Source organism: Exiguobacterium sp. s75 (assembly GCF_018617145.1).
GTDB lineage: Bacteria > Bacillota > Bacilli > Exiguobacteriales > Exiguobacteriaceae > Exiguobacterium > Exiguobacterium profundum.
Window position 1 is genome coordinate 188,960 of record NZ_JACSJQ010000004.1, and the last position, 18,980, is coordinate 207,939.

At 47.4% G+C, this 18,980-nt stretch carries 20 protein-coding genes; 12 read left to right on the plus strand and 8 right to left on the minus strand.

Annotation, left to right across the window (positions count from 1 at the left end; genetic code table 11):
- Positions 1-11 precede the first annotated feature (11 nt).
- From KNO68_RS13210 to KNO68_RS13225, 4 genes are read left to right on the plus strand one after another with little or no spacing between them, the layout of a single operon-like run.
- Entirely contained in the window at positions 12-1,118 is a 1,107-nt protein-coding gene (locus KNO68_RS13210) for an ABC transporter ATP-binding protein (protein ID WP_047795864.1), read from the plus strand.
- Complete coding sequence (locus tag KNO68_RS13215; protein WP_015880886.1) at positions 1,105-1,926, plus strand: ABC transporter permease; 822 nt, start codon at positions 1,105-1,107, stop codon at positions 1,924-1,926. Before KNO68_RS13210 ends, KNO68_RS13215 begins: the two co-directional genes overlap by 14 nt.
- Entirely contained in the window at positions 1,923-2,717 is a 795-nt protein-coding gene (locus KNO68_RS13220; protein ID WP_047795862.1) for an ABC transporter permease, read from the plus strand. The genes KNO68_RS13215 and KNO68_RS13220 overlap by 4 nt, the downstream gene beginning before the upstream one ends.
- Entirely contained in the window at positions 2,714-3,784 is a 1,071-nt protein-coding gene (locus KNO68_RS13225; RefSeq protein WP_214689244.1) for an ABC transporter substrate-binding protein, read from the plus strand. The genes KNO68_RS13220 and KNO68_RS13225 overlap by 4 nt, the downstream gene beginning before the upstream one ends.
- A gap of 40 nt (positions 3,785-3,824) precedes the next feature.
- On the opposite strand, the gene KNO68_RS13230 is transcribed toward KNO68_RS13225, so the two are convergent.
- The 3 genes from KNO68_RS13230 to adh all read right to left on the minus strand — a co-directional run bounded on the left by KNO68_RS13230 (position 3,825) and on the right by adh (position 6,554).
- Positions 3,825-4,550, minus strand: coding sequence for a nuclease-related domain-containing protein (locus KNO68_RS13230; protein WP_078146388.1), 726 nt, complete (start codon positions 4,548-4,550; stop codon positions 3,825-3,827).
- Between the two features lie 119 nt (positions 4,551-4,669).
- Positions 4,670-5,032, minus strand: coding sequence for a DUF779 domain-containing protein (locus KNO68_RS13235; RefSeq protein ID WP_214685609.1), 363 nt, complete (start codon positions 5,030-5,032; stop codon positions 4,670-4,672).
- A gap of 1 nt (position 5,033) precedes the next feature.
- A complete protein-coding gene (gene adh / locus KNO68_RS13240; protein ID WP_078146389.1) occupies positions 5,034-6,554 on the minus strand; it encodes an aldehyde dehydrogenase in 1,521 nt (506 codons plus the stop codon).
- A 221-nt stretch (positions 6,555-6,775) separates the two neighbouring features.
- Here adh and KNO68_RS13245 point away from each other — a divergent pair, with 221 nt between their 5' ends.
- The gene (locus KNO68_RS13245; RefSeq protein WP_015880892.1) at positions 6,776-7,309 is read left to right on the plus strand and encodes a YceI family protein; all 534 of its coding nucleotides are present in this window, start codon (positions 6,776-6,778) and stop codon (positions 7,307-7,309) included.
- Between the two features lie 26 nt (positions 7,310-7,335).
- On the opposite strand, the gene KNO68_RS13250 is transcribed toward KNO68_RS13245, so the two are convergent.
- Positions 7,336-8,319 carry a metal-dependent hydrolase gene (locus KNO68_RS13250; RefSeq protein ID WP_015880893.1) on the minus strand — a complete coding sequence of 328 codons (984 nt, stop codon included), beginning with the start codon at positions 8,317-8,319 and terminating at the stop codon, positions 7,336-7,338.
- An 88-nt stretch (positions 8,320-8,407) separates the two neighbouring features.
- Here KNO68_RS13250 and mutY point away from each other — a divergent pair, with 88 nt between their 5' ends.
- The 4 genes from mutY (at position 8,408) to KNO68_RS13270 (ending at position 12,274) form a co-directional block, all read left to right on the plus strand.
- Complete coding sequence (gene mutY / locus KNO68_RS13255) at positions 8,408-9,442, plus strand: A/G-specific adenine glycosylase (protein WP_214685611.1); 1,035 nt, start codon at positions 8,408-8,410, stop codon at positions 9,440-9,442.
- Positions 9,429-9,854, plus strand: a complete 426-nt coding sequence (locus KNO68_RS13260; RefSeq protein WP_215112562.1) for a hypothetical protein — start codon at positions 9,429-9,431, stop codon at positions 9,852-9,854. The genes mutY and KNO68_RS13260 overlap by 14 nt, the downstream gene beginning before the upstream one ends.
- Positions 9,855-9,943: 89 nt before the next feature.
- Positions 9,944-10,486 (plus strand): nucleoside tri-diphosphate phosphatase, encoded by a 543-nt coding sequence (gene ntdP, locus KNO68_RS13265; RefSeq protein WP_015880896.1) that lies wholly within the window; start codon positions 9,944-9,946, stop codon positions 10,484-10,486.
- 39 nt (positions 10,487-10,525) lie between these two features.
- Positions 10,526-12,274, plus strand: coding sequence for an ABC transporter ATP-binding protein (locus KNO68_RS13270; RefSeq protein WP_215112561.1), 1,749 nt, complete (start codon positions 10,526-10,528; stop codon positions 12,272-12,274).
- A 34-nt stretch (positions 12,275-12,308) separates the two neighbouring features.
- Here the strand turns inward: KNO68_RS13270 and KNO68_RS13275 are convergent, their stop codons facing one another.
- The 3 genes from KNO68_RS13275 to KNO68_RS13285 form a co-directional block, all read right to left on the minus strand.
- Positions 12,309-12,704 carry a thiol-disulfide oxidoreductase DCC family protein gene (locus KNO68_RS13275; protein ID WP_015880898.1) on the minus strand — a complete coding sequence of 132 codons (396 nt, stop codon included), beginning with the start codon at positions 12,702-12,704 and terminating at the stop codon, positions 12,309-12,311.
- Between the two features lie 53 nt (positions 12,705-12,757).
- Positions 12,758-13,990, minus strand: a complete 1,233-nt coding sequence (locus tag KNO68_RS13280; RefSeq protein ID WP_215112560.1) for an MFS transporter — start codon at positions 13,988-13,990, stop codon at positions 12,758-12,760.
- 117 nt (positions 13,991-14,107) lie between these two features.
- Positions 14,108-15,406: a glutamate-1-semialdehyde 2,1-aminomutase gene (locus KNO68_RS13285; protein ID WP_215112559.1), complete on the minus strand. Its 1,299-nt coding sequence runs from the start codon at positions 15,404-15,406 to the stop codon at positions 14,108-14,110.
- Positions 15,407-15,597: 191 nt separating this feature from the next.
- On the opposite strand from KNO68_RS13285, the gene perR reads away from it, so the two are divergent.
- A complete protein-coding gene (gene perR, locus KNO68_RS13290; protein WP_031421138.1) occupies positions 15,598-16,029 on the plus strand; it encodes a peroxide-responsive transcriptional repressor PerR in 432 nt (143 codons plus the stop codon).
- Between the two features lie 37 nt (positions 16,030-16,066).
- On the opposite strand, the gene KNO68_RS13295 is transcribed toward perR, so the two are convergent.
- Positions 16,067-16,426: a YgzB family protein gene (locus tag KNO68_RS13295; RefSeq protein ID WP_031421140.1), complete on the minus strand. Its 360-nt coding sequence runs from the start codon at positions 16,424-16,426 to the stop codon at positions 16,067-16,069.
- 102 nt (positions 16,427-16,528) lie between these two features.
- On the opposite strand from KNO68_RS13295, the gene KNO68_RS13300 reads away from it, so the two are divergent.
- The gene (locus tag KNO68_RS13300; protein ID WP_240499787.1) at positions 16,529-17,470 is read left to right on the plus strand and encodes a nucleotidyltransferase-like protein; all 942 of its coding nucleotides are present in this window, start codon (positions 16,529-16,531) and stop codon (positions 17,468-17,470) included.
- Between the two features lie 39 nt (positions 17,471-17,509).
- A complete protein-coding gene (locus KNO68_RS13305; protein WP_215112558.1) occupies positions 17,510-18,682 on the plus strand; it encodes a substrate-binding domain-containing protein in 1,173 nt (390 codons plus the stop codon).
- The last annotated feature ends 298 nt before the right edge of the window (positions 18,683-18,980 follow it).

The following is an 18,980-nucleotide window of genomic DNA, read 5'->3' on the forward strand; positions in this document are numbered from 1 at the left end:
GAGGAAACAGCATGAATGCAGAGACAATTATTCGTTTTGACCACGTGTCAAAGCGTTACGACGATACAGTCGTCCTTGAAGATATCAGTTTTGAGATTGAGCGTGGGAAGTTTTATACGCTTCTCGGTCCATCGGGATGTGGGAAGACGACGATTTTGCGTCTCATCGCCGGATTTACCGATGCGACCGAAGGAGATATTCACTTCAGCGGGAAGCGGATCAACGATGTGCCGGCCAACAAACGACAAGTGAACACCGTGTTCCAAGATTATGCGCTGTTTCCTCATTTAAACGTATTTGAGAATGTCGCATTCGGTCTCCGCATTAAAAAATTGAAAGAAGCAGATGTGAAAGCGAAAGTGGAGCAGGCTCTCAAGTTTGTTAACTTAGAAGGATACGGCTCGCGCGAAATCGATGAGATGTCAGGTGGACAGCGCCAACGTGTCGCCATCGCCCGCGCAATCGTAAATGAGCCGGAGGTCATTCTCCTCGATGAACCGCTCTCTGCCTTAGACTTGAAACTTCGTACGGAGATGCAATATGAACTTCGTGAGTTACAGCAACGTCTTGGCATCACCTTCATTTTTGTCACACACGACCAAGAAGAGGCGCTCGCCATGTCGGATGAGATTTTCGTCATGAACAACGGGAAAATTGTTCAGAGTGGGACACCGACTGATATTTATGATGAACCGATCAACCGTTTCGTCGCAGACTTTATCGGTGAATCCAATATCGTGCCGGGTGTCATGCCGGAAGACAATGTCGTCACGTTTGCTGGTAAAACGTTTGACTGTGTCGACCAAGGATTTGACCGCAATGAAAAAGTTGAGGTCATCATTCGTCCGGAAGACTTAGAGATGACATCGGTCGATGCAGCGAAACTCGTTGTCGACGTCGATTCTCAATTGTTCCGAGGTGTCCACTACGAGATTTGCTGTTATGACCAAGAAGGAAACGAATGGCTCGTCCACTCGACGAAGAAATCAATCGTCGGATCAAAAATCGGATTGACGTTTGACGAAGAAGCGATTCACGTCATGCGACTAGGTGAAACAGAAGAAGAATTTGACCGTCGTCTCGAATCCTACGAGGAGGTCCCTCATGAATCAAACTAATCAGACCGCAAAGACGGTATATTTGACGACCTATTGGATTTGGATCGCCTTGTTCGTCATCGCACCACTCGTCCTCGTCGTCTATTATTCCTTTTTTGATATCGATGGGAATTTGAGTTTAGAAAACTATCAGACGTTCTTCACGTCGACGTATTTGTCGATGACGCTCTCGTCGTTCTGGTATGCGTTTCTCATTACGTTCTTCTCGTTACTCGTCGGGTATCCGACGGCATACTTGTTGACGAAGACGAAGCATAAACAGCTTTGGCTCTTGCTCATCTTGCTGCCGTCATGGATTAACTTGTTGTTAAAGGCGTATGCGTTCCTTGGTATTTTTGGAACGTACGGGATTACGAATCAATTTTTAGAAGCCATCGGTATTGGGACGAAACAGATTCTATTCACCGATTTCAGTTTCGTCTTTGTTTCTGTATACATCTTCATCCCGTTCATGATTTTGCCGATTTACAACGCCATTGAGAAGTTACCGCCATCACTCGTCTACGCATCCCGTGATTTAGGTGCATCGAACTGGACGACATTCCGACGTGTCATCTTCCCGTTGACGCTTGACGGTGTCAAATCGGGGATTCAAATCGTCTTTATTCCGGCATTATCGCTCTTCATGATCACCCGACTCATCGCCGGGAACCGAGTCATCACACTCGGTACAGCGATTGAACAACAATTCCTTGTCACGCAAAACTGGGGGATGGGCTCGACGATTGCCGTCTTCCTCATCTTGGCGATGGTTCTTGTCATGGTCGTCACACGTGACTGGGGTGCGAAAGGAGCGGTTCGTCGATGAAACGTAAACGATTCAAATTATCAAATCTATACTTGGCGGCCGTGTTCTTCATCTTGTATGCGCCAATTCTATATTTGGTCTTCTACTCGTTCAACAGTGGCGGAACGATGAGTAACTTCGAAGGGTTCACCCTCGAATGGTACAAGTCGCTCTTCACGGACACGAGACTTCTCGTCATCGTCTTGAATACGATTGTCATCGCGCTGCTCTCGGCGACGATTTCGACCGTGCTCGGTGTCATCGGGGCACTCGCCATCTATACGGCGAAACAAAAGTATACGAAGACGTCCCTCTTATCATTGAACAACGTCTTGATCGTGAGCCCGGACGTCATCATCGGGGCCTCCTTCTTGATCCTCTTCACGATGCTAGGGATTCAGTTAGGCTTTTATTCGGTTCTCTTGTCGCACATCGCCTTCTCGGTTCCGATTGTCGTCATCTTGGTGTTGCCAAAACTTCAAGAGATGAGTCCGACGTTGATTGATGCGTCACGTGACCTAGGTGCCAGCACGTGGGACGTATTGACGAAAGTCATTCTGCCATATATCACGCCAGGGGTATTTGCCGGTTTCTTCACGGCACTCACCTATTCGTTAGATGACTTTGCTGTCACATTCTTCGTGACAGGGAACGGCTTCACGACCCTCGCCGTAGAAGTCTATTCGCGGGCACGTCAAGGTATCTCGCTTGAAATCAATGCGTTGTCTGCGATTCTGTTCCTCTTCACGCTCATACTTGTCATCGGATATTATGTGTTGGCGCAACGAGGGTCAAAGGAGGTTAGACGATGAAAAAACTAGTCATCATGTTGGCTGTGCCATTGATTGTCAGCTTTGGTCTCCTTCTTTGGATTCAGCAACTGAATGCTGCGCAAGGATTCGGCGGCGACAACACACTGGTCGTCTACAACTGGGGAGATTATATCGATGAGGACTTGATCGGTGAGTTCGAAGAGCAGAGCGGGTTGAAGGTCGTTTATCAAACGTTCGACTCGAACGAAGCGATGCTTACGAAAATTGAGCAAGGCGGTACGGCCTTTGATGTCGCCGTTCCATCCGATTATGCGATCAGTAAGATGAGAGAGGAGAACCTCCTTCTTCCGATCGATTACGATAAACTCGAAAACTTTGATAACATCGATCCGCGTTTCCTCGATAAATCGTTCGACCCGGGTAACAAGTACTCGGTCCCTTATTTCTGGGGTACGGTCGGGATCGTCTACAATCCTGAACTAGTCGATGGTGAGATCACATCATGGAACGATCTTTGGGAAATGCCGCTCGAGAACGACATTCTCCTTGCGGACGGGACACGTGAAGTGATGGGCTTCGGCCTGAACTCGCTTGGGTACTCCCTCAACACGACGAATAAAGATGAGTTGATTGAGGCGGAAGAAAAGTTAACGACGCTTTGGCCGAACATCAAAGCGATTGTCGGAGACGAAATCAAAATGCTGATGGCGAACCGTGAAGCAGCGGCAGCCGTCGTCTGGTCCGGGGATGCGTCAGAAATCATGTATGAGAACGAAGAACTGACGTATGTCATTCCGGAAGAAGGCACGAATCTCTGGTTTGATAACCTCGTCATCCCAAGTACGGCAAAAAACGTGGACGGGGCACATCAGTTCATCGACTTTATGTTAGATGCTGAGATTGCGGCACGTAACACGGATTATGTCGGATACTCAACACCGAACGAAGCGGCTCTCGAATTCTTGGATGAAGAAGTCACATCGGATGAACGATTCTACCCGTCTCGTGAAGTGACACAGGACCTTGAAGTGTATGAAAACCTAGGGAAGCGCATGAACGCTTACTATAACGAATTGTATTTACGCTTTAAAATGCAGAGTAAATGACGAAACATCCCCGCGCTCATCTGAGTACGGGGATGTTTGTTTACTGCTTGATTGTCGATTTGATGTCTTCGATATGTTTCAAGGTGACAGTCGTGTCGACTTGTGTGAAGGAGTGTAAGATTTCGTACAGGCGGACTTGCTCATCGAGATCGAAAATAAAATCTTGGTAGGTGATCAGCTCTTTGATCCACTGTTGGCGATTGAGCACAGGGACCTCGGCAGATTCGATTTGTTTGAGCGTCGAACGATTGCTGAATACAATCCATGAGTGGAGATGGGTTCGGTCCACTCCAAGCACTTGCTCGATGGCTTTGAGATGTAATTCATTTTGTTTGATCGGATTGAAGAAACGATGCTTTTTACGGCGGGGGAGTGTCTGTGTCCAGTATCGGTCACGTGCCCGACCGAATATCCAACCGCTATAGTTTTTAGATTCGATGACATGTACCCCGGATTGGTTGATCAGAATGACATCGATCTCAGTGGTTCGATCTTTTTTAGAAGGATGGGGGAGATACAGGTTTGTCAAAATCAACGGTTGAAAGAACTTTGACTCAATCTCCGCCACACATAGATACTCTCCGAATAGACCGGTGTCTTGAACCACTTTGAAGTAAGAATGTCGAGTTTGTTGAGAATATTGACTGTTTTGATAACGTTTGACCTTATAGATGATGATGAGTGTGAGGACGAGAAATATGGGTGCGAATATGCTGATCAAGGTGACGAAAATACCTTCGAACAATTCTGTTAGTAGTGAAGCCATCAAATCCCTCCCTTTGTATCCACTATACAAGAAGCGAGATGATTCATATGTATATTTTTTACAATCGAGGATAATCGTTTTCTACATCATAAAGGACCCATCGAAATGGGTCCTTTTGCTTAGGTTTCATGCTTCAGCGCCTCACGCTCTTCTTTTGTAAAGACTCGAGAACGTCCTAAAAATCGTTTCCCTTCGACACCTTCGAGTGAAAACATACCACCCCGACCATCGACCACATCGATGATTAGTTGTGTATGTTTCCAATAATCATACTGTTTCTCATGGATATAGAAGGGCGTCTCGCCGATTTCACCGAGAAGAACGTCGTGGTCGCCCACCATGAACTCGTCACGTGGGAAACACATGGGAGAACTCCCGTCACAACATCCTCCTGACTGATGAAAGAGGAGGGGACCGTGTTTCGATTTGAGACGTTCGATGAGTTCGAGCGCGGCGGGGGTGGCCTCGACTCGTCTCACCATCTTAGAAGAACCCGAGTTTTTGTTCGCTGTAGCTGACGAGCATGTTTTTCGTACGCTGATAGTGACCGAGCATCATCTTATGGTTCTCACGTCCAATCCCAGACATTTTGTAACCACCGAATGCAGCATGTGCCGGATAGGAGTGGTAACAGTTGATCCAGACACGTCCTGCTTGAATTTCACGACCGAAGCGATATGCACGGTTCATGTCTCGTGTCCACACGCCTGCCCCGAGTCCGTAAAGCGTATCGTTCGCGATGGCGAGTGCCTCCGCATCGTCTTTGAACGTCGTGACGGATAAGACCGGTCCAAAAATCTCTTCTTGGAAGATTCGCATCTTGTTATGGCCTTTGAAGATCGTCGGTTGAATGTAATACCCATCCGCGAGCTCTCCGTCCATCATGTTGCGCTCTCCACCGATTAGGCATTCTGCGCCCTCGTCTTTCCCGATTTGGAGATAAGACAGGATTTTCTCCATCTGTTCGTTCGACGCTTGTGCACCCATCATGACATCGGCATCGAGTGGGTTGCCGAGCTTGATTGCTTTGACGCGTTCTAGCACGCGTTCCATGAACTTGTCATAAATCGACTCTTGAATCAAGGCGCGAGATGGGCACGTACAGACTTCCCCTTGGTTCAAGGCGAACATGACGAGACCTTCAATCGCTTTATCAAAGAAATCGTCATCCGCGTCCATGATGTCGGCAAAGAAGATGTTTGGTGACTTTCCACCAAGCTCAAGCGTGACAGGGATGATGTTTTGAGAAGCGTATTGCATAATGAGGCGACCCGTTGTCGTCTCACCCGTGAAGGCGACTTTATCGACACGGTCACTCGATGCGAGCGGTTTTCCTGCTTCGAGACCGAAACCGTTCACGATATTGATGACACCAGGTGGTAATAAATCTTCGATGAGTTCCATGAGAACCATGATTGAAGAAGGGGTTTGTTCTGCCGGTTTTAAGACGACACAGTTTCCGGCAGCGAGTGCCGGCGCGAGTTTCCACACCGCCATCAAAATCGGGAAGTTCCACGGAATGATTTGAGCGACGACACCGAGCGGCTCATGGAAATGATAGGCGACCGTATCATGGTCGAGTTCACTGATGCCACCTTCTTGTGAGCGGATGACCCCTGCGAAGTAACGGAAGTGGTCGATGGCGAGCGGAAGGTCAGCGTTGAGCGTTTCCCGAACGGCCTTCCCATTTTCCCATGTTTCCGCGTAGGCGAGCATTTCGAGGTTCTCTTCCATGCGGTCTGCAATTTTATTCAAGATGACAGAACGTTCCGTGACAGACGTTTTGCCCCAATCGTCTTTGGCTGCATGAGCGGCATCCAAAGCAAGTTCAATATCCTCTTTCGTTGAGCGGGCGACTTCACATAATACTTTCCCATTTACAGGAGATGTGTTTTCAAAGTATTCTCCACCAGCCGGTGCGGTCCACTTTCCGTTAATGTAGTTCTCATAACGGTCCTTAAACTGTACTTTCGTTCCTGCTGAGTTCGGTACTTCATAAATCATGATCGTTCCTCCCTTTTCATACGAGATAAAGGAGTTATGTATGCGCTTACATTTAGCAGTAAGCGAACGACTCCCTTTTTTTGATCGTAACGGTATGATGTGATAAAAGTCAAAATTTTTTGACAATAATTTGTCAATCTTTTGTAAAGACGTTTTGAACTCAAGATTTGTGGAAATGACTAGATTGTACACATTAATTCATCCATAAGGAGTGAGTCACGATGGCTAAGACATATCAGATTGACCCGGCGCATAGTTCGATCACGTTCACGGTCAAACACATGATGATTTCCAAGGTGAAGGGCGAGTTCAAAGAATTTGATATTAAGGCGAACGGTGAGCCGAGCGATTTAGCGAATGCGAGTGTGAAAGTGACGATTCAGGCAGCATCGATCGACACCAACAACACGGATCGGGATAATCACCTCCGTTCAGGCGATTTCTTCAATGCCGAGGAACATCCGCATCTCGTCTTTCATTCAACTTCTTTCCGTTCAAAAGGAGGCGGAGAATTCGAATTGACAGGGGATTTAACGATTCGAGGAACGACTCGGGAAGAGACGTTTGAAGTGGAGTATGAGGGAAGCGCAAAAGACCCATGGGGCAATACGAAACACGCCTTCTCCGGAGAAGGGTCGCTCAACCGTGAGGACTATGGATTAACGTGGAACCAAGCGCTTGAGGCGGGTGGTGTCCTCGTCGATAAGAAAGTCAAATTCGAGTTCGAGCTCCAATTCACTGAATCGGAAGCATAAGAAAAGTCGCTCATCTGAGCGACTTTTTATTGTTCGTATACCAATTTTTTCTGAAGGCTGTCTTCACTAAACACCCAACCTGTAAACGATGACAACACGTCATTCGTCTGCTCGTCGACGATAACGACGGCAACAAACGGATACATGTTTTTAGAGAAATAACGCAAGTTTGTGAAGCGGTATTCGATCATCCCGTTATGGCGTGTCACGGTGTACGTGTGAATTTTAGAAAATTCGAGGAACGCCTGTAAGTCAGCATTTTTCCGAGCCTCTACGAAATGGAGGTCTTCTTCTCCTGGCATCGGTTTGTCGCGGAAGCGACCGCATTCGATGACTTTGCCTTTTTTCACTTTTACAGCTCCGAGCCCATCGCGGAAACGGACGGCGACATGCCAGTCATCCCAACCGATTCCTGGTGAGATGAACAATTCATGTGCCCCTGCAAAGTGTCTCGCCACGGTAGCGAGCGCACGGTTACGTAATTTAAACTGAATGGCATAGTAACTGATGACAAGCGCAATAAGCAGTGCAAAAATAGGGACAGTCGCACCCGTTATCATCCATAATGCATATGCACCGTAATAAGCGGAGAACAAGTACGGATCAAACGTCCCGATCACGCCCCAGCCGATCCATTTTTTCGAAAAAGGTTGTAGCGCTTGCGTCCCGTAGGCATTGAACAAGTCGACCGTGACATGGAGCAACACGGCGATTTGTGCCATGACCCATAGAGAGGCAGGATTGACGCCGAGGACCGTCCCGATGACGGCGCTGACGATGATTGGCCAAGCAAGAAGCGCGGTGATTCCATGTGAACGACCACGATGTTGGCGTAAATACGTACTATTTCCTTTTAACTTAAAGACGGTGTCGAAGTCTGGTGCATGTGAGCCGACGAGAGCCGTGGCTGTCATGGCTAAAAACAGTTGTGCATCACCTGACACTTCCGGGCTGAGCGTCGCGATGGCACTTAATCCAAGTCCCATACCAATGTGTGTCGCAGTATCCAATGTGCGTCAGCACCTCCATCAATAATGAAAGAATTACGTCATCTATTCCTATTTATCATACAATATTTTTAAAACGAGGGGAAACACAATGCTTAATCTTGATAAATTGTTCACAAATTATAATATTCATCATTTTAATGAGGAACTCGTCACCTGGTTCAATCGCGAAAAGCGTGATTTACCTTGGCGTCATGCGAAAAATCCTTATCGCGTGTGGGTGAGTGAAGTGATGTTGCAACAGACACGAGTCGATACGGTCATCCCATATTACAACCGGTTCATGGAACGCTTTCCGACGCTCGAAGATCTCGCAGCTGCTGACACGGATGAGGTCGTAAAGTATTGGGAAGGGCTCGGGTACTACTCTCGCGTCCGGAACTTACATGAAGCGGTCAAAGAAGTCGCTTCTGTTTACGAGGGAATCGTCCCGGAGGAGAAAGAACGTTTCGAGAAACTAAAAGGGGTCGGACCGTATACGACGGGAGCCGTACTGTCGATTGCCTACAATCAACCGGAGCCGGCTGTGGATGGAAACGTCATGCGCGTGATGTCCCGTCAATTCGGAATCTATGACGACATCGCACTGCCGAAGACACGCAAAATCTTCGAACAAGTCGTTCGTCGATTGATGGACCCGACTCACGCATCCGATTTTAACGAGGGAGTGATGGAGTTGGGTGCTACGGTCTGCACACCGAAAAATCCGATGTGCTCGCTCTGTCCCGTGCAAGACACTTGTTATGCATATGCGCATCATGTACAAGATGAGCTACCGGTCAAAACGAAGAAGGGAGCAGCACGTGTCGAAATGTATGACGCGCTATGCATCGAGAGAGACGGAAAAATCGCATATGAACAACGACCGGACAAAGGGTTGCTCGCTGGGATGTGGCAATATCCGCTTATGGATCGAGGAACGGGGGAACAACTTAACGGAACGTATCTCGGGCAAGTGAAGCATGTCTTCTCTCATATCGTTTGGTATATCGATTTATATCGTGTCGATACGCTTCCGACGGATGACGTCGTCTGGCTAGACGCTTCGGAACGCGAGGTGAAGACGGTTTCTGTTGCTCAACAAAAATTAGAACGATTGGTAGGTGACGAACGTGAGACGATTTGAGGTAGAGTCGACATATGATACGACGGTAGATGTGCTTTGGGATTTGTTACAGGATGCCTCGCTTTTGACGAAGCTGACAAAGATTCCTAAAGTACGCTTAGAGGGGGACGGCGCCTCGGTCGAAGGGAATGAAGTGAAGTTGTTCGTTGGGGTCGGTCCGGTGGAACTGCCATGGACCAGTGCCATCACCGTTGTGGGGAACCAGGCATTCTGCGATCAAGGAAAGACGTTACCGTTTCCGTTCAAGCGGTTCACACACGTGCATCGGGTTGAGTCGCGTGATGGTAAGGCGGTCATGATCGATGAAGTAACGTTCGATAGCTATGTTCCGAACATACTCGTCGAGTATTTCGTGCTTCGGCCGATGTTCCAAGAACGGGCGCGGGCCTTCCAAAAAACACTAAATTCATGAAAATAAGAGATTTCCTTTTTCATTGGTTCTGAAAGTCGCTATAATTAAATATGAGAATTGTATAGCATCATAGCGGAAAGGAGGAGCTTATGAGCTTATTTCCCAAAGCAGGTAGCAAAATCGAGATACAGAGCTACAAGCACAACGGAACTTTGCATCGCGTTTGGGAAGAAACGCTCGTCCTTCAGTCGTCAAAAACGGATATGATCGGATTCAATGACCGCATCATGGTCAGCGAGTCAGACGGTCGGCAATGGAGAACGCGAGAGCCGGCAATTTGCTACTTTTCATCTGAGTATTGGTTCAATGTCATCTGTATGATTCGCGAAGACGGGATTTACTACTACTGTAATCTAGGTTCGCCGACTACATTTGATGGGGATGAACGTGCCATCAAATACATCGATTACGATTTGGACATCAAGGTGTTCCCGGATATGTCGTATACGATTTTAGATGAAGATGAATATGAGCGGCATCGTCGCGAGATGAATTATCCGAAAGCGATTGATCGAATCTTGAAGCAGAACGTGCAAGAACTGATCAACTGGATTCGAGGACGGAAAGGGCCGTTCAACCCAACATTCGTCGATGAATGGTATCGCGAATACGAAGCACGTTATCGGAGATGATTCCTCATCTCCGCTTTTTTTCTTAAGTCAGGAGGCATTATGGGTAGTATTAAACGTTATTTGCAGTTTGTTCGTCCGTATAAGAAACAGATTGCCCTCACCATTTTCGTCGGGATTTTAAAGTTTTCTATCCCGCTCGGATTACCGTTACTTTATAGATATGTCATCGATAACTATTTGACGGATGATGCGCCGAAGCAGGACTACACGACGCTCGTCTGGTTATTCAGCATCGTTTTCTTCGTCTTCCTGGTCCTCAAGCCGCCAATCGAGTATTTGCGTCAATATTTGGCGCAGTGGGCCGCGACGCGTGTCTTGTTCGATGTGCGGAACCGGTTATTCGACCACGTCCAGAAGTTGTCACTCCGCTATTATTCAAACAATAAGACGGGACAAATCATTTCACGGATTATCAACGACGTCGAACAGACGAAAGACTTCGTCATCACCGGGCTGATGAATATTTGGCTCGACATGATCACCATCCTTATCGCCATCGGGATCATGTATACGATTGACCCGCAACTCACGCTGATTGCGATTTTACCACTTCCGTTTTATGCGATCGCAGTCCGCTATTTCTATGGACGGTTGCGTCGTTTGACGCGTGAACGGTCGGCGGCACTCGCTGACCTACAAGGGCATTTGACAGAGCGCGTCAACGGGATGGCGGTCATTCGGAGTTTTGCGCTAGAGCCATATGAGAATAAGGCATTTGAACAACAGAACGGTGGCTTCTTGAACGCGGCACTCAAACATACGAGTTGGAACGCCAAGACGTATGTCGTCGTATCGACCATCACTGACATCGCGCCAATCCTCATCTTCACGACGGCATCGTGGCTCGTCATTCAAGAAGCGGTATCGCTCGGGACGCTTGTCGCGTTCATCGCGTATATCGACCGACTCTATGCGCCGCTCGGTCGTCTCGTCAACTCGGCGACGACACTCACGCAGTCGGTCGCTTCGATGGACCGTGTCTTTGAGTTCTTGGATGAGACATATGATATCGAGGAGAAACCGAACGGGTTCGTCCCGTTGTCGACAGCGGGTAAAATCGACCTTGAGCATGTGAGTTTTTCGTATGAACAGGACGGGACACGAGCGTTGAACGATGTGAACCTTCAAATCCGCTCCGGGGAACGCGTGGCGTTTGTCGGAATGTCCGGTGGAGGGAAATCGACACTCGTCAGTTTGATTCCGCGTTTCTATGACGTGACGGATGGAAGCATCAAAATCGACGCCATCGATGTGCGTGATTTCAAATTACGTGCACTTCGCGACCAGATTGGGATGGTCATGCAGGATTCGGTCCTCTTCAGCGAATCGGTCGCCATGAATATTCGGATGGGGAAACCGGATGCGACGGATGAGGAAGTCATCGCGGCGGCCAAGGCAGCGAACGCCCATGAGTTCATCTCGAAACTACAGGACGGATATGCGACACCGGTCGGGGAGAAAGGTGTCAAACTGTCTGGTGGACAGAAGCAGCGGCTTGCGATTGCACGTGTCTTCTTGAAGAATCCACCGATCTTGATTTTAGACGAGGCGACGAGTGCGCTTGATTTAGAAAGTGAAGCGATGATTCAAGACTCGCTGGCCCGTCTGACGAAAGGACGGACGACGTTAATCGTTGCCCACCGCTTGTCGACCATTACGGACGCCGATCAAATCGTCGTCGTGGATAACGGTCAAATCATGGAGACGGGAACGCATGAAGAGTTGATGCGTCGTCGCGGGGCGTATTACGACCTATATATGATTCAAGATTTAGCCGTAGTCGAATAATAAAAAAGTCGAGTCCATTAATGGCTCGACTTTTTTAGCGGTCTAAAAATCGTTTACGAACATCCGGGGAAGGGAGTGTGCACACTTCCTTTTTCCCAAATAGACGTGTCCGATGTTTGGCGAATAACGCATATCCATGATCACGAATCGGTCTAGGTATGAAACGAATGAGTCGAAGCAGGCGCCAACGGCCATCAAGGTGTTCGGCAATTCGAATCGCAGCGTCTGATTTTAAGTAAGGAACCCCTTCCTCAATATAGACGATGCTGTCGACTGATTCCGGGATCCGGTGTCGTGTTCGGAGCGACTGACCGACCTCGCTTTGGAGCGAAGCAAAGTGAATCGAGGCGTGTCGATCATGACGAATGATGAACTGAACACTGGCATCACAGAAGTTGCAATCGCCATCAAATAAAACAATCGCAGGCAAGTACTTCGCCTCCTTCATCGTACTGTTTTACCGTTTTGTCTTCATGTTAAACGTCAAGCAGCGAGTTGGCGAGCAGGTTGCATCTTATAGAGCGATACATAATACAAGTAAGCACCGAGGGCACCGAAGACGAACATGTAACCGCTCATCAAGACCGGACCGATGAACGCGCCGACGACAATGCCTGCCGCGGCAACCAATTTGGCTCCGTGGAACGTGAGGCCGCCGAATGCAAGATAAGAGGCACGGCGTTCAGGGTCGAGGAGGTCAACCTGTTTCACTTGTCGAATCGGCGAGTAGAGGAGTTCGCCAATTGTGAAGATAATCGCGAGTACGGTCAGGACGATAAAGGAGTTCATCGAGGTAATGGCGGCGTATGCTGTGATATATAACGATAAACCAATGAAAAATATGGTCTTCTCTTTGAAACGTTTGACGAACGCAGTAACCGCAAACGTGATGGCGACGACGAGCAAGGTATTCTCTAGTTGCATAAACGCCATCATGCGAACCCCATCAACAGGTATTCCGAGAATTTGACGACTTTCGAATGACTCTGCTAAATGAACACCGATATAGTTCGCCATATGAAACTCGGTCGAAAAGACGAGCATACTTCCAAATACGAATGTGACCCATCGGCGGTCGCGTAACGCGATTTTATAGTTTTCGATGACACCATGAATCGGGTTTGACGGTGTTGAGCGGTTGCCAGTATATGTGTCGACCAAGAAACGTTGAAGAATGATTGTGGTCACAGTGAGAATGACCGTCATACCGATAAAGAGAGCGAAACGATGGTCGCGATAAAAGGCGCCGCCGAGCATGACGCCTCCGGCAATCGCTAAATTGACGAGCCAGTAGTCATACACGTAGATGGCTTTTCGATTTGATTCTTCCATAGAATCGATGACAATCGCCTCGAGAGCTGGATAGTTCAATCCGTTCGAAATGGCATGTCCGAAGTAGAGGATGGCAACGATGAGTGCCCAGTTATTCGATGGGTGAATCGCGATGGTCATCCCAAGAAAACAGATGATTTGAATCACCTGACCAATCTGTAAGACAACCTTCCGATTGAACCGATCGGAAAAGTATCCACCGAATAGACCGGTCAAGTAACCGACGATAACGAATGAGGTCATGATGATACCGGCTGGCACTTTCCCCAACTCTTCTGAGAAATAGAGTGCCATGAATGGGAAAATGGCTGATCCGACGATTCGAATGCAAAATCCGCAAACGAGTCGTAAGCGGACATTTAATGGAAAATCATTAAATTTCATATGGTGAGCACCTCCTTGGTTCTACTGTAATGGGGGACGGTACTCAGTAAAAAGAGACACTTTTTTTGAAGATGTCCCCTTTTAGACGGAAAAAAGAGATGCTTGCGCATCTCCTTCTTACAATTGGGCAAACGAGCGATTGACCGCTTCGATTGTCTCTTCGATATCTTGTTCCGTATGCTCTGTCGTCAAGAACCAGGCTTCATATTTTGATGGAGCCAAGTTCACGCCATTCTCAAGCATCAACTTGAAGAAGCGTCCGAACTTCTCACCATCTGACTTTTCCGCACCTTCATAGTCGGTGACGATTTCATCCGTGAAGTAAACGGTAAGGGCACCTTTTAAGCGGTTGAGCGTGATCGTGACATCATGCTTTTCTGCCGCCTCGCGGATGCCGGCTTCCAGTTTCGCACCGAGTGTGTCTAATTTCTCATAGACACCAGGTTGCTCGAGCACTTCCAGGCAAGCGATTCCTGTCGCCATCGAGGCCGGGTTACCGGCCATCGTGCCGGCTTGATATGCAGGTCCGAGTGGGGCGACCGTCTCCATGATTTCAGCCTTCCCGCCGTAAGCGCCGATCGGTAGACCACCACCGATGATTTTACCAAGTGCCGTCATATCTGGTTCGATGCCATACACTTGTTGGGCACTTCCGTATGTGAAACGGAACGCCGTGATGACTTCATCATAGATGACGAGTGCGCCGTGTTCATGTGTGATGTCGTTGACAGCTTGGAGGAAACCTGGCTTCGGTTCAACGATTCCGAAGTTCCCGACAATCGGTTCGACGAGCACACAAGCGACCTGGTCTCCCCATTCTTTCATCATCTCGCGATACGCTTCGACGTCGTTGAACGGGACGGTGATGACTTCTTTGGCAGTGGCTTTTGTTACACCTGCAGAGTCCGGAGAACCGAGCGTCGCTGGACCACTACCTGCTGCAATCAGCATGAGATCCGAATGTCCGTGGTAACAACCGCTGAATTTCACAACAAGTTCACGACCAGTGTAAGCACGGGCGACTCGTACCGTCGTCATGACGGCTTCTGTTCCGGAGTTGGTGAATCGTACCTTATCCATCGAAGGGATGGCTTGTTTTAGTTTCTTCGCAAATTCAACCTCGAGACGGTGTGGTGTCCCGTATAATAAACCTTTTGAAGAAGCGTTCATAAGCGCTTCATGAATGTGTGGATGGGCATGGCCGGTAATGATTGGACCATATGCCGCCAAATAATCGATGTAGCGATTCCCGTCTACATCATAGAAATAGGCGCCTTCGCCGCGTTCCATATAAACAGGGGCGCCGCCACCAACTGCTTTAAATGAGCGGGATGGACTGTTGACACCTCCGACGATGTGAGTGAGTGCATCTTGGTATAATGCATCGGATGACTGACGATTTGATGAAGTAGTCATATGTATTGCCTCCTTATTCAAATTCGCACTTATTGTATCATAGCCGTCAACCGCATAAGCTCAGTGTTTGACGAGTAGTTGAGAAATCAGTACACTATTTATAAAGATTACTATGTAAGAAATAAGTTAATGTTCAAAACTATTTCGCATGAATTTTATAGAAGAAATGAGGGATTGACGTGGGAAGCGAAATGCTTGACCATGCTGTTCAGTCGCTCCGGGAACATGGAGTCAGAATGACGCCTCAGCGCCAGGCCATTTTGGAGTACCTCGTCACGGAGCATAGTCACCCGACAGCGGATGACATTTATAAGGCACTTGCCGCACGGTTTCCAAATATGAGTGTGGCCACTGTATATAACAACTTGCGCGTTTTTAAAGAGGTGGGCCTCGTTCAAGAGATGAACTATGGGGACGCCTCGAGTCGTTTTGACTTTGTGACGTCGAAGCACTATCACATCATCTGTGATACGTGTGGAAAAGTCGTCGACTTTAACTATCCTGTATTAGATGAAATCGAATCGGTTGCATCACAATTGACTGGATTCAAAGTTGATCGTCACCGTCTTGAAGTGTACGGAACGTGCCCGTCTTGTCAGTCTGAACAATCGCAAACACATTAAAAAACCACATCCGACGGCTCGGATGTGGTTTTTTGTGTTAGTCCGTTTGTTGTGACTGACGTTTGTTATATTTCTCATCGAATTCTTTTCCTTCGAGTGAACGGTCGATTGTGAGCGGCTCGTCGCAGTGCATACATAAGTCGACGCGTCCGAGCATCTTCGTCTCTTTTTCACAGTTCGGACAAGTCACGATGATGGCTTTTGTCGAGGCCATCCCGACGATGAAGTAAAGAGCAGAGCTCGCAAGTACCATGACAAATCCAAGAAGCATGAAAATAATCATGAGCCAGGTGATGGATTTTGCGAGAAGACCGAGATACATGACACCGATCCCGCCGAAGATAAGAAGTAATGCTATATTACGTGCGCGGTTGATTTTGTTCCCCCGTTTTTTCATGAGTGAATCCCTCCAATAGTCTGTCTCTATCATAGCTCATCTTCAAACGAGTGAGAAGTTCCTGCACTTTTTCGGCAGGAGTTTTTTGAAAAGAGGGCGAATTTGATTCGTATCGAAAATGACAATCGTCATATATATAGTCAACTTGCGATTGGGAGAGAAGGGGTCCAGATGACGATGGAATATGCGACTCGCACCATTTACTCAGAATATGCTGCATTAAAAACGACACTCGGTATTATTGAGGTGAAGAAAAAACGGGCACGTGATCCGTTGACGGATCAGTCGGATCGCCTGCTCATTGTGATTGAAGCAAAACCAGAACCGTTTTGGACGGTGAAACACTATCAGGTCGGTCAAGAAAAAATTGTCCTGCACGTAGTCAGTGACTCGATGATGGATCGGTGGATTGTCTTGAATGAAAATCGGCGAGCCATTCATTGGATTGAAGACGGAATCGTCTTGTTCGAACGAAATGAGTACATTTTAGAGTTACGACAGCGCAACCGTAATTTAACGAATCGGGAACAACGTTTACAACTCTCAATCTCTTTCGCAAAGTTGTTGCGTCGGTTTGAAGACGGACGTTATCTATTTTTAGAAGGGGAGTTCCAAGACGCCTTCACTCAGATTCATCATGCCCTCACTCACCTGGCACGCCTCTCGATTCTTGAGGCGGGGATTCATCCGGAAATCGTATTGTGGGAACAGGTACGAGCCATTGACCTCGAGATTTATAAGCTGCACGATGAATTGGTCGGAGGACAAGAATCGCTTGAACAGCGCATCCACCTTGTCGTCATTGGCATGGAACATTTGATTCAATCGAAAGTGTTGCCGGGGACGTTGTTATTACTTCAGACGATGCAGGAGAAAGGCGGAGCGTGGACGTTCTCAGAATTGATGGAACATCCGAATTTGAATGAGCTCCGTGTCGACCTTGGAAGCATCATTGGTTTTTTAGTGAAAAAAGGATATGTTCGAACGGTCACGAGACCGACGAAAGGGGTCGGGGTAGAGGCAGTGCTTTATGAGATTGCTTAACTTCCCTTTCATAGGAACAATGAGGAGAAAATCAGTTATATGAAACTATTGAAATTTAGCGTGGGAACCGTCTTTATTTTATTTGTCACGATTGTGATTTCTGTCTTCGTCGCCCTTTTTACGATGGGAGACCCCATCACACTTGGGCGACCGATTATTTGGACGATATGGTATATGGCCGTTCTACTAATCATATGTATGGGACTCTATGATTTTTCGTCCTTTTCAAAACAAAAGATTCGAAAAGTTCTCGGCTGGGGTGCGTTAGTCGGTGCTATCCTCTTCGCTTCTGTGAAAGGATATTATATGTATCAAGATAGTTTGAAGATTGAGGAACGCGGTGTGGAGTTGATGGATTATCAGCCGTTCACGGATTCAGAACAATTGGCGAGACTCGATCACGAGGCTTCGGTGAAGTTTGAGGAAGGTTTGCCGCGATTAGATGGAGCGACAGCGCTCTATCCGATGTACGCTTCATTCGTGGAAGCAGTCTATCCGGACTCGGAAACGTATGATCCATATAATGATCAAACGAGTAAAGTCGTGTCGACGACAACACCGGAAGCGTATAGCCGACTGATGAACGATCAGACCGACTTGATTTTCGTCGCTGGTCCATCTGACCGTCAATTGAAGATTGCGAAACAAAAAAACGTTTCTCTACATATGACGCCGATTGGAAGGGAAGCATTTGTGTTCTTCGTCCATGAAGATAACCCGGTCGATTCTTTGACGATGGAACAAGTTCGGGGAATTTATTCAGGAGACATTCGGAATTGGGAAGAGGTCGGAGGGGACTCGGAATCCATTCGTGCTTTTCAGCGACCGGAGGATAGTGGCAGTCAAACGGCGTTACAAAAGATGATGGGCGAACAAAAGCTCATGAAGGCGCCGGTAGAAGATGTTCCTGAAGGGATGGGTGGAATCATTCAACAAACTTCATCGTATCGGAACCATAAAAATGCGATTGGATTCTCATTTAGATACTATGCGACAGAAATGGTGAAGGACCATAAAATCAAGTTACTTCGTATAGAAGGAATTGAGCCGACCGTTGAAACGATTCAGGATGGATCGTATCCACTGACGTCTGAATTCTACGCGGTGACTACGGATGAGAAAGCAAAGCAATATGAAGATTTTCTTCAATGGCTCGAAAGCGAGGATGGGCAAACGTTAGTGGAGAAGACGGGCTATGTTCGTCTCGATTAATACAAAACAGAAGGTTTACTTCTCGTCATGTTGACGGGAAGTAAATCTTTTTTAATTTTATTGTTTTTTGTATTGACGAAGTGGTAAATAGAGATTATAGTTATAAACGTTGTCACAGCAAAAGATTATTTCAGAAAAACAATTTGTGAAAAAGTTGTTGACGAAAACAATCAAAACGTGATAGATTAATGAAGTCGCCAAGAGCGACAGACGAACTTTGAAAACTGAACGATGAGGCAAAAAAAGTTTTACCATTTTTGAATGAAGCGCAAGCTTCGTCAATTTAAGAGCTATATCA